General features: G+C 46.2%; 10 protein-coding genes. All 10 read right to left on the minus strand.

All coding sequences use genetic code 11. The features are described 5' to 3' along the window. Positions 1-111: 111 nt before the first annotated feature. Positions 112-1524: a phosphatase PAP2 family protein gene (locus BCT81_RS06945; RefSeq protein ID WP_102423646.1), complete on the minus strand. Its 1413-nt coding sequence runs from the start codon at positions 1522-1524 to the stop codon at positions 112-114. Positions 1525-1607: 83 nt separating this feature from the next. After that, positions 1608-2087 (minus strand): GNAT family N-acetyltransferase, encoded by a 480-nt coding sequence (locus BCT81_RS06950; protein WP_102423647.1) that lies wholly within the window; start codon positions 2085-2087, stop codon positions 1608-1610. A gap of 190 nt (positions 2088-2277) precedes the next feature. Then, the gene (locus tag BCT81_RS06955) at positions 2278-2688 is read right to left on the minus strand and encodes a glycine zipper domain-containing protein (protein WP_102423648.1); all 411 of its coding nucleotides are present in this window, start codon (positions 2686-2688) and stop codon (positions 2278-2280) included. Between the two features lie 224 nt (positions 2689-2912). Then, a complete protein-coding gene (locus tag BCT81_RS06960) occupies positions 2913-4817 on the minus strand; it encodes a propionyl-CoA synthetase (protein WP_102423649.1) in 1905 nt (634 codons plus the stop codon). 112 nt (positions 4818-4929) lie between these two features. Then, entirely contained in the window at positions 4930-6102 is a 1173-nt protein-coding gene (gene prpF / locus BCT81_RS06965; protein WP_102423650.1) for a 2-methylaconitate cis-trans isomerase PrpF, read from the minus strand. A 9-nt stretch (positions 6103-6111) separates the two neighbouring features. Next, a complete protein-coding gene (acnD, locus tag BCT81_RS06970) occupies positions 6112-8766 on the minus strand; it encodes a Fe/S-dependent 2-methylisocitrate dehydratase AcnD (protein WP_102423651.1) in 2655 nt (884 codons plus the stop codon). Between the two features lie 78 nt (positions 8767-8844). Continuing rightward, positions 8845-10035 (minus strand): 2-methylcitrate synthase, encoded by a 1191-nt coding sequence (gene prpC, locus BCT81_RS06975; RefSeq protein ID WP_102423652.1) that lies wholly within the window; start codon positions 10033-10035, stop codon positions 8845-8847. Between the two features lie 159 nt (positions 10036-10194). After that, positions 10195-11091 carry a methylisocitrate lyase gene (prpB, locus tag BCT81_RS06980; protein WP_061033476.1) on the minus strand — a complete coding sequence of 299 codons (897 nt, stop codon included), beginning with the start codon at positions 11089-11091 and terminating at the stop codon, positions 10195-10197. A gap of 37 nt (positions 11092-11128) precedes the next feature. Beyond that, on the minus strand, positions 11129-11848 hold the full coding sequence (locus BCT81_RS06985; protein ID WP_102423653.1) for a GntR family transcriptional regulator: 720 nt from the start codon (positions 11846-11848) through the stop codon (positions 11129-11131). Positions 11849-12137: 289 nt separating this feature from the next. After that, positions 12138-12624 (minus strand): hypothetical protein (locus tag BCT81_RS06990; protein WP_241908175.1); only part of this gene is annotated, 487 nt, incomplete at its 5' end.

Genomic DNA, 12624 nt, shown 5'->3' on the forward strand with positions numbered 1-12624 from the left:
GTCTCATGATGAAAACTCCAAATGAGGTGCATGAAAAAAGCCAACAGCCGGCGCTGTTGGCTTAGTAAAAAACTGTCAACGTATTTTAGGACGAGACAAACAGTTCATTGGTTATTTTCTTGCCCAAGGTAAACGAAATGCCACAACACCAAACAAAATCAAAATTGGGAAGCGTAATGTCTCAACAATAAATGAAGCGATACCACTAAAAGAAACAAAGCTACCAGCCCAGCTAATCAGCAGATTTCCCGCAAGCAACATCGCCATCACGCCTAGTACAACCTTAAACGAGAATTGACCGATTAAAGGTTTAGAGTCCGTTAGCGTCACCAGGCAAGCAATGGTCATTAAAATAGCGACCCAGAATGAGAACGTTGGCAGTGGCCAGATAACTGTAAGTACGATTGATAGTAGGCATAAGCCCCACCAAACGCCTTTGGAGCTTAATAGCACACTAATATCAACATCGGGTTTACTATCAAGTCTCACTATATGCCAAGTCGTTAAGACGCCTAACAAACCGCCCATCAACACATCACTGAAAAATGCACTGCCCGTATAAGCTTTAAACAGCATAATCCAAAGTAGCCCGGCAAGTACAATCAGTATCGACTTCTGCTCAAAAAGACGTTTTAGTTTCCACAGCACCAACAAAGTTAAACTCACCCAAAGCGCTGCCAACAAACTTGGAAAGCTATAACCACTGCTCATCACTAATTTCAATGTTGGAAGATAAGCGTGTGGGCGTGGGAAACCAAACCCTTGGTGCGCTATCAAAGTCAGCAGTGTCACCGATATCAAAGTGAAACCGAACTTCAATGCAAAGTTGCGACCAAAATGCCAAGCGATTAATGGCAAGATCACAATGAAAGCCCATGGTTTTGCAAGTAGATCGGTCAATAAAACCGTATTAGAAAAGATACTAGGTAGGGTATCGAACATGTTTTGCAGCGAAACAATCCAGCCTAGTTCAACTTGATGAACTTTTGGTGCTGCACCCACCAGCTCCGTAACATAAGTCACAGGTTGGTTTGTCGCCGAAAGAAACAGATCATTAATCTCAGACCACTGTTCAGGATAGCGGTATTGATTTGCTGGCAATGCTGTCGGAGGAAGTAACATCGCCCTACTCACTTCAACTCCATAATGAGGAGCGAACCAAATAGGAAGCTCAAAGCCACCCAACTCATTTCGAGCTTGATAGCTGATGACTTCAGAATCTGAGATACAATCATAAATAACAGCGCTGTCAGTGTAACCAAGTACATCACCAACCGTTACGGATAGCCCCGCTTCTTCCCAAGTTTCGCGCTGCGCTGCGATAGCAGGTGATTCACCGGCGACTACGGTGCCTCCCGGGAGAGACAATTGCCCCGTGATCAGCTCATCAACTAACACAATTTGATTGTCAGCACGTACTACACACAAGGCGCCCGAAATATGATCAGGCAAGGTGTTGTTTGCCAAAGCGGGAGTAGTACTCAACAGAGAAATAATAAAAATCAATAGATATCGAATAGCCAACGAATTTACCTACAAATAATAGAAGAAATGGAGACTGCTATCGCAGTTGAACTATTGTAATGAAACACACACAAAATCGCTGTCTATGTTTTGTGCAAAGCCTTTCTCATCCATTGAATGTGAGGTGTGAACCCCATTTTTTGATAGAAGTCCTTGGCAGGAGAGTTAAAGTCCCAAACCTCGACGAACACTTGCGTTGCACCATAGTCTTCGAAAGTAGATTCGATACGCTCAAACAACGACTGAGCGACATCCGCTTTTCGGTATTCCGGTAAAACAAAAAGCTCATCGACACTCCCCATCTGAACCGGCTTGCTCACTGTGGAGATAAGCTCACAAAAGTGTCCTGAAATGAACCCGACAATTAGCTGCCCTTTGAGCGCCACATACACTAGGCACTCTGGATCATCTAAGTACCTTGCAATACTCTTTTCCTGCTCGATCTCTTGAGCCGTCTTAAAGTGCTCAGGGCAGGCGATATGATGGTGGTGGTGAAGATCAAACATCAACTCATTCAGTTGCTCTAGATCGGTGTGCTTTGCAGCTCTTAGTGTGACGTTCATTATGAGTACGGTTCTCAGCCCAATTAATTATCTAAACAGAGTCTAGTTTACTTGCCATCACTAGCTATACAAGTGATTGAATTAATTCGTTGTTTGAACAGTGTATTTTAGATACAAAAATGACCACGTTGTCGTGGTCATTCGCGTTGAGATGGGATGGTTGTTAAACCTATTGGGCAAGAGTCGAGCGTTATGCGCCGTCGCCTTTTTTCTCCTCTTTGCCTTCCTTAAGATCAGCAAGCTGCTGCTCCAATTCAATCAACTTAATTTCCGCTTCGACTTCAGCGACTCGTTTCTCCGCATCAGTGCGGTTATCTTGCGACAAGCCATCAGCAGTCACTTGAGTTCGCTGAGCATTTCTCGCATCATCCGTATCCTTCATTGAACCCGCGACACCACCAGTAACACCACCCAATGCAGCACCTTTAACGGCCAAGCTTGCATCTCCAGTCAGTGCACCCGCTGTCGCTCCTAGTAACGCACCGCCTACCGCACCACGATTTCGTGCAGCATTCTCATTTTCGTTATCCATTGCCGGTGATGCACAGCCAGAAAGAGTCACAATCAGTGTCGCTAAAAGAAAAGGTTTAGTGAATGTCATAGGAGTCTCGCTTCGTTCTTCGTTTGGATTGACGCCATATTAAGCAGACGAACGAACAAGATAAATAAACGCAAGTTTAGATAAAACATAATGGTCTGCTATGTATAACCCAATTTATGCATAACGAAATACTAAGTGCTTTGTGAGCCTGGGTTCTCTTCCCCAGACACAAAAAAGGCGATCCCATCGGATCGCCTATTAACCTGTATCAAATGAACCTCGCCCTATTTTCCGAGCTTTTGTGCGATCTCAGTTAAGCTTGTTGGATCATCAATCGTCGAAGGCACCACATATTGTTCGCCTTCAGCAATTTGTCGGATGGTTCTACGTAAGATCTTACCCGAGCGAGTTTTAGGCAATCTCTCGACTACTAAGGCTTGCTTGAAGCAGGCGACAGCACCAATCTCATTTCGAACCTTACCCACTAACTCAGCTTGAAGGTCTTCTCCATCCACTTTCACTCCATCTTTAAGAACAACCAATCCGAGAGGAAGCTGACCTTTTAAATCATCGTGAATACCAACCACAGCACATTCAGCAATGGCAGGGTGGCCACCAACAATTTCTTCCATTTCACCCGTAGACAAGCGGTGGCCCGCCACATTTATCACATCATCGATGCGACCCATGATAAATAGATAACCATCTTCATCAAGATAACCGCCATCACCCGAGACATAATAACCTGGGAACTGGCTCAAATAACCAGATTCAAACCTATCGTGGTTGCGCCATACCGTAGGTAAACAACCTGGCGGTAGTGGTCGTTTGAGTGCCACAAAACCTTGTTGATTCGTTTGTGCTATTTCACCCAACTCATTGAGGATCTCCACTTGATAACCGGGTACAGGCTTGGTTGAAGAACCCGCTTTCACAAGCAAAGACTCAAGCCCCGTCGGATTTGCGGAAATCGCCCAACCCGTCTCCGTTTGCCACCAGTGATCGATAACCGGTTTGCTCGTGTGAGATTCGACCCAGTCCAATGTTGGCGGGTCTAAACGTTCACCTGCCATGAAAATAGACTTGAGTGATGATAAGTCATACTTGTTGAGCAACTCTCCTTCGGGATCTTCCTTCTTAATTGCCCGGAAGGCCGTTGGTGCCGAGAAAAGCACATCGACATTATACTCTTCACACACGCGCCAGAAAGCACCCGGATCAGGCGTTCGTACTGGCTTACCTTCAAACAAAATGGTCGTACAACCATGAATCAATGGCGCATACACAATATAGGAATGCCCAACGACCCAACCGACATCAGAAGCAGCCCAAAACACACCGTCTTGCGGCATATCGTAGATAGTGCTCATCGAGTATTTCAACGCAACCGCATGACCACCATTATCACGTACAACCCCTTTTGGTTTGCCTGTCGTTCCAGAGGTATACAGTATATATAGTGGGTCTGTTGCAAGAACAGGTACACACACATGTGGCAAGGCATCTTCAACGGCTTGTTGCCAGAGTACATCGCGTTCGTTGTTCAATTCGGCTAGTGACTGCTCTCTTTGGAATACCACCACTTTTTCAGGCTTCCAGCGGCTGTCCATGATTGCGCGATCGACCATCGGTTTATATGGCAGCACCTTGTTAATCTCAACACCACAAGATGCAGTAATCAACACCTTCGGCTCGGCATCCTCAATTCGAACGGCAAGCTCATGAGGAGCGAATCCGCCAAACACAACCGAGTGAACCGCTCCCAGTCGAGCACAAGCCAACATTGCCATTGCCGCTTCAGGAATCATTGGCATGTAGATCACCACACGATCACCTTTGGTAACGCCTTGCGTGGCTAACATCCCAGCGACTTTAGCCACTTGGTTTCGCAATTGATTGTAAGTGTACGAGGATTGAGATCCGGTAACCGGAGAGTCGTAAATTAACGCGGTATTGTCACCACGTCCATGTTCACAATGATAATCCAGCGCTAACCAACAGGTATTCATTACCCCGTCAGGAAACCAACGTTCGATCCCATTCTTGTCGGCTTGTAAGATGTTTTGGGGTGATTCAAACCAATCAATGGCTTGCGATTGTGTTTTCCAGAAAGATTGAGGATCGTTTAGTGACCATTGATATTCAGTGTCGTAACCCGTGTTACCGTCTATTCGATTTGTAGCAGACATAATGTCTCCTCCATGATTTGTCCATTACGCCAAGCGCCCAGCATTAGCCGGCTTACTTGAGTGCGCTCTTCTCTGCATGCTCAGCTGTTACTGGAACAGCCGCAACATCGCTTTATTTAGAAAAAGGCACACGAATGGCACCTTCCATGATCACTCGGGCACTACGACTCATAATCGCCCTCTCAATTTTCCATCCGCTTTCGGTCTCTAGCGCTTTAGCACCTACCTTCAATGTTCCTGATGGGTGCCCAAAAGTCACAAAGTCACGAGAGCCTCCTCCCGCCGCTAAATTCACTAGCGTGCCCGGAACACTCGCAGCTGAAGCAATCGCAACCGCAGCTGTGCCCATCATGGCGTGATGCAATTGCCCCATAGACAGAGCGCGTACCAGCAGGTCTGTCTCATCCACAGTAACTGACTTGCCACTTGAAGCTTGATAGGCTTGAGGCTTAGCAACAAACGCAACCTTGGGAGTGTGTTGGCGTGATTCCGCTTGTTCTAACGACTCAATAAGCCCCATCGCAACTGCGCCATGTGCTCGTATAGACTCGAACAGTGCCAAGGCTTTTGAATCGCTGTTGATATCGGATTGAAGCTCAGTGCCTTGATATCCGACCGATTCAGCATCAACAAAAATGGTCGGTATCCCTGCATTAATATAAGTCGCTTTGATGCAACCTAACTCCGGGACATCTAAGAAATCGACCACATTTCCTGTCGGAAACATCGACCCACTCCCATCTGCCGGGTCTAGAAAATCAACCTGAATTTCTGCGGAAGGGAAAGTGACACCATCAAGTTCAAAATCTCCCAACTCTTGGACTTCACCATCCACGATAGGCACATGAACAATAATGGTTTTCTCTATGTTCACTTGCCATACTCGCACTTCGACCACACCGTTTTGCGGAATACGGCTTGAATCCACCAAACCACTGTGAATAGCAAATGGGCCAACCGCCGCAGACAAGTTCCCGCAGTTACCGCTCCAATCGACAAATGGCTTATCAATAGCTACCTGCCCAAAGAGATAATCAACATCGTGACCCACTTTACCACTCTTCGACACGATGACGGTTTTGCTGGTGCTGGACGTCGCGCCTCCCATACCATCGGTTTGCTTTCCATAAGGATCTGGGCTACCAATAGCACGCAGAAGAAACTCGTCTCTCGCAGCCCCCGTAACTTGTGCTGCTTCTGGTAGGTCATTTAAGCAGAAGAAAACACCTTTGCTGGTTCCTCCACGCATATAAGTTGCCGGGACTTTTATCTGTTTAACGTTCATCACAGGCTCCTATTGCGCGAGAAAGTCTTTGGCAAAGCGTTGTAATACGCCACCAGCGCTATACACACTCACTTCATCTGCCGTATCCAATCTACAAGTCACTGGCACATCAAGTTTCTCACCACTTTTACGAGTAATGACCAACGCCAAATCTGAACCCGCTTGGATGTCGCCATACACATCGTAAAGTTCAGTACCATCGAGTTGTAAGGTGTTGCGGTCCGTCCCCTCTTTGAATTGCAGAGGTAAGACGCCCATACCGACTAAGTTGGTTCTGTGTATTCGCTCAAAGCCTTCAGCAACAATCACTTCAACACCCGCTAATCGCACGCCTTTAGCCGCCCAGTCGCGTGATGAACCTTGTCCATAGTCTGCGCCAGCCACAACAATCAAAGGCTGTTTACGGTTCATGTAGGTTTCGATCGCTTCCCACATGCGAGTTACTTCTCCCTCGGGCTCAACTCGTGCCAATGAACCCTGCACCACGTTCCCTGACTCTCTGACCATTTCATTGAAAAGTTTCGGGTTAGCAAAGGTCGCTCTTTGTGCAGTTAAATGATCACCTCGGTGAGTCGCATAAGAGTTAAAGTCTTCTTCTGGAACGTCCATTTTGGCGAGATATTCCCCTGCCGCACTTGATGCAAGAATCGCATTTGATGGTGACAGATGATCGGTGGTGATATTGTCACCTAAAATGGCTAGAGGTCTCATACCAGACAGGCTTCGTTCACCTGCGAGCGCACCTTCCCAATAAGGCGGTCTACGAATATAAGTGCTCTTAGGTCGCCAATCGTATAGCGGCTCACTGCTTAGCTGCTCATCATCTGGCTGGAACATTTTCACGTAAATTTGTTGGAATTGTTGTGGTTTTACATGCTCGCCAACAACCGTATCGATCTCCGCATCAGTTGGCCATAAGTCACTTAAATAGATAGGGTTGCCGTTGTTATCTGTGCCGAGGCTATCTTTCTCGATATCAAAACGAATCGTGCCAGCCAAGGCATAAGCAACCACCAATGGCGGCGATGCTAGAAAGGCCTGTTTGGCATAAGGATGGATTCGACCATCAAAGTTTCGATTTCCTGATAACACCGCAGTGGAATAGAGGTCACGATCAATGATCTCTTGTTGAGTTTGCGGATCCAACGCCCCGCTCATACCGTTACAAGTCGTACACGCATAGCCGACAATGCCGAAACCCAACTGTTCCAGTTCTGGGAGCAAACCTGCTGACTCTAAATAGAGCTTGGCGACTTTAGATCCCGGAGCAAATGACGTTTTCACCCATGGCTTACGAACCAAACCAAGTTGATTGGCTTTTTTTGCCACTAGTCCTGCCGCCACTACGTTTCTTGGGTTACTGGTATTGGTACATGATGTAATCGCCGCGATGATAACCGCGCCATCTGGCATTTGCTCATCACTATATTGTTCAGCGTGTTGCTCTTTCCAAGCAGCTTGGCTGATACCTTGTTGGGCAAGTTCACTGGTTGGTAAGCGGCGATGAGGGTTCGAAGGACCTGCAAGGTTTCGCTCAACTTTCGACAAATCAAATTCGAGTACACGCTCATATTGAGCCGAATCGAGATCATCCGCCCAGAGTCCGGTTTGCTTTGCGTAAAGCTCAACTAACTCTACTTGCTCAGGATCACGACCTGTCAGCTTAAGATATTGAATGGTCTGCTCATCGATGTAGAACATACCTGCCGTCGCGCCGTATTCAGGTGTCATGTTTGAGATAGTCGCACGATCACCAATGGTCAGTGCACGAGCACCTTCACCGAAGAATTCCAAGTAGCTTGAAACCACCCTTTCATTGCGAAGAAACTCAGTAATTGCGAGCACAATATCAGTTGCTGTAATACCTTCTTGTCGCTGACCAGTCAGTTTTACGCCCACAATATCTGGCAATCGCATCATCGAAGGGCGACCGAGCATCACTGTCTCGGCTTCCAATCCACCGACACCAATCGCAATAACGCCCAGCGCATCAACATGAGGTGTATGGCTGTCGGTGCCAACACAGGTATCTGGGAACGCGATACCTTGTTTAGATTGAATGACCGGAGACATCTTTTCCAGATTAATCTGGTGCATAATTCCGTTACCCGCGGGAATCACACTGACGTTTTTAAATGCCGTTTTACACCATTCAATGAAATGAAAACGATCTTCGTTGCGACGCTCCTCTATTGCACGGTTTTTATCAAAAGCTTCGCTATCAAATCCTGCATGCTCGACAGCTAGAGAGTGATCAACAATCAGTTGAGTTTCGACCACTGGGTTTACTTTGGCTGGATCCCCACCTTGGTCAGCAATCGCATCTCTTAAGCCCGCTAGATCTACTAAAGCGGTTTGCCCCAGAATGTCATGACATACGACACGCGCTGGATACCAAGGAAAGTCTAAGTCGCTCTTGCGCTCGATGATTTGTTTCAAGCTATCTTCAAGAGCAGCTGGATCACAGCGTCTTACCAATTGCTCCGCCAATACTCTCGACGTATATGGCAAGGTCTTATAGCTGCCCGGAGATATCGCGTCTACCGCTTCACGGGCATCGAAATATTCTAAGCCAGTTCCGGGCAGAACCTTTCTGTACTGGCTATTTTCAACGCCTATATTTTGATCAAGGCTCTGGTTTTTCTCAATTTTTACATCAGACATACATCCACCATTATCTAAAATTCTATTCATTGGCTCTCAAGGACAACTCGATATATGAGTCGCCTTGAGACAAAAGGATTAACGTAAATGAATAGGTAGCCAGTCTTGATGCTCCGGCCCGGTGTAGTCTGCACTTGGACGAATGATGCGGTTATTCTCTCTTTGCTCGAATATATGTGCCGTCCAACCGGTAAGGCGGCTCATCACAAAGATAGGTGTAAACAATTTGGTAGGGATATCCATGAAGTGATAGGCAGAAGCATGGAAGAAATCCGCATTACAGAACAAGCCTTTTTCACGCTTCATTACCGCTTCAACGCGTTCAGATACCGCGTAAAGCTGATCGTCGCCAACTTCTTGTGCTAGCTCTTTTGACCAACGTTTAATTAGCGCGTTGCGTGGGTCACTCTCACGATAAATGGCATGACCGAAGCCCATGATTTTGTCTTTGTTTGCAAGCATCGTCATGATGTTCGCTTCAGCTTCATCGGCGGTTTTCCAATCTTGGATCATTTCCATTGCCGCTTCATTCGCACCGCCATGTAGAGGGCCTCTTAATGTACCTATCGCTGCTGTTACACACGAATGAATATCCGACAGTGTTGATGCACAAACTCGAGCTGCAAAGGTAGAAGCATTAAACTCATGCTCCGCATAAAGCGTTAGAGAACAGTGCATGACCTTCTTATGCAGTTCACACGGAGCTTTGTCCGTTAGCATCTTCAAGAAGTAGCCACCTAAACATGATTCGCTTTGATCCTGTGTATCAATTCGCACACCATCGTGACTGAAGCGATACCAATAGCAGATAATGGCAGGGAAAAGTGCAAGCATACGTTCTGTTGCTGATAGCTGCTCAGAGAAGTCAGATTCTTGCTCTAAGTTACCCAACATTGAGCAACCTGTTCTCATCACATCCATAGGGTGAGCGTCTGCAGGGATAAGTTCTAAAGCGGCTTTCAACGGTTCAGGCAAGCCACGTAAACCAATCAACAATGTTTTGTAGTCATCTAACTCTTTTTCGCTGGGTAAATGACCTCTTAATAGCAAGTGCGCTACTTCTTCAAATTGAGCATGATTCGCAAGGTCGGTTATGTCATAGCCACGGTAAGTTAAACCCGTTCCTGATTTGCCAACCGTACATAGCGCCGTCGAGCCTGCGCTTTGCCCTCGCAGACCAGCACCACCAATCGCTGGTGCTGCACTTGCTTGTTGTTTTACTGCAGAAGCATTATCGACAGTTGCTTGATCACTCAAAGATAAAGACATGATGAACTCCTTTTCTGGGTTAGCCGCCCTGCACTCTTTGGTGCTGACTATTTATATTCAGTGACCGCAACTATCTCATTCGATTTGACGGACCCGATGTGACTGACTAACCATTCACGTTATTGGATTAAGTTGATGTTTTAATATTTGAAACTGTGTTTATTCTTCACTCGAAAACAATTGATCCAGCTTGTTCTCGTAGTCGTGGTAATTCAGGTGCTCATAGAGCTCTTTACGAGTTTGCATTGAATCCAACAGTGCTTCTTGATTACCTTCAACTAGCAAGTGCTTATAAACATTCTCCGCCGCTTTGTTCATTGCGCGGAATGCACTGAGTGGATAAAGCACCATGTCGACATGAGATTGCGCTAGCTCTTTGCAGTTGTAGAGTGGGGTTTGTCCAAACTCGGTAATGTTAGCCAAGATTGGCACATGCTTACCTGTTGCTGATTTCAGCGCCGCCGAGAACTTCACGTATTGGTCGAGCTGATTCATCGCTTCGGGGAAAATCATGTCCGCACCCGCTTCGACACACGCAATCGCACGTTCAATTGCACTATCTATCCCTTCAACCGCCAGAGCATCGGTTCGAGCCATGATCACAAAGCTCTCATCAGTTCTTGCATCGGTTGCCGCTTTTACTCGATCGACCATTTCCTGTTGGCTAACAATCGCTTTGTTTGGTCGATGACCACAGCGTTTCTGTGCCACTTGATCTTCCATATGAATAGCAGCAGCGCCCGCTTTTTCCATCGCTCGAATAGTTCGTGCGATATTGAACGCTCCACCAAATCCCGTATCGATATCCACCAGCAAAGGTAAGTCACACGCGTTGGTAATGCGTTCCACATCCACCAACACATCGTTCAATGTGGTAATACCCAGATCAGGTAAACCGTAAGACGCATTGGCGATACCTCCACCAGACAAGTAGATAGCCTGATGACCTAAGTTCTTTGCCATCATCGCGCAATACGGATTCACCGTGCCGACGATCTGCAGTGGATCATTGTCTTGCACAGCTTGGCGGAACTTCGCTCCTGCTGATAACTTCATAATGACGCTCCCTGTTTAATGTTGATTTTGTAAGTTTTTAATCCACACCTTTGGATTGAATTTGTTGTTCGATAAGCAGACGACTACCGGATATGTGTCGACGCATCAGCATTTCTGCTAGCTCTTCATCACGGTTACGGATTGCTTGTAGGATATATTTATGTTCATCAAGCGCCTCTTTTGGTCGAGACTGCGCTCTAGGTGATTGATAGCGATACATGCGTAACAAGTGGTAAAGCTCATCACACAGTAGAGAAATAAGTTTGCTGTTGCGGCTGGCTTTAATGATTCGATAATGGAAGTCGAAATCGCCGTGTTGATGGAAATAGGAAGAACCCTCTACTTCATCGATATGTTTTGAATGTGTCGACAATAATCCTTCAAGCCCAATAAGCTCTTCTTGTGTGATGTGTCTTGCTGCAAGCCTTGCAGCCATGCCTTCTAGAGCCTCACGAACCGCGTAAAGCTCAAGTAGCTTGTCAGCAGAAAAGGTAATCACTCGGGCGCCAACATGAGGAATTCGCTCAATCAGCCCTAACCCTTCGACACGCATAATCGCTTCGCGCAATGGGCCTCGGCTTACCTCAAAGCGTTTAGCTAACTCGGGTTCAGATATCTTGCTGCCCGGAGCTAACTCGCCGTTAACTATCGCTTCAACCAAGTATTCCGTCAGGCTTTCTGACTTGGTATTTTCTTTGTCACCAATACGCGGTTTTGTATTGGCACTTAAGGTAAGATCTTTGATCGCGGTATTCATATTCACGCTGCCCACTTCTCATTGCCGACCTTAATTGTCAACAATTTCATAACATGAATATAAAATACACGATCAAATTGTCGACAATCAAGCAGATTGTCGACAATTTAGACTAAGGTATGACACTAAAAAGCTCAACAAGGTGGTGTAGGATTGGTGAATAGTCGTTAGCAGAGCTTAATCGCGTATTACGAGGTAAGTGAGGGGGTTGATACGAAACAGCACCTCTTGGACAGCTACTGTTTTACTCGTACTTTGATTACAGGCATTAACGGGCGACTCATGTTTATCAGGTTACTGGCACGTATTGTGGACTACGAGAACGCGATACCAACGTTGGGAACTCAAATATTCCCCCTTTGATAAGTACGATGTGTTGGCTAAAGTAATTCACGGCACTACGACTCACATCTCGGGTTCGCGTTTTCATTACGATGTCAGATGCCGTGAAAAACAACTCTTCAAAGTGAGGATCGGTTTTATGTTCGGTAAAGTCCTCTACCTCAGAATCATATAAACAGTACTCGAAAACATTTTTGTGTCTCTCGACCACTTGCGCTTCAGAAGTAAATAACACCCCATCGCCGCTATTCGAAAAAGAGTAAGACATGATGGAAAAGTGCTCATCAGTAAAGTTGGTCGAGCTTAATGTCTTGAGTTTGAGCCCGTTCTTTCTTTCAACGTACTGTTTATAGTTGTAGACAAAGCTTAAGTTGTGACGATTCTGATGCGTATAATGCCTAATAAAAGAAAAAAGCATAAAAACTAAACTTAAC

The organism is Vibrio sp. 10N.261.52.A1, from assembly GCF_002876325.1.
Taxonomy (GTDB): domain Bacteria; phylum Pseudomonadota; class Gammaproteobacteria; order Enterobacterales; family Vibrionaceae; genus Vibrio; species Vibrio chagasii.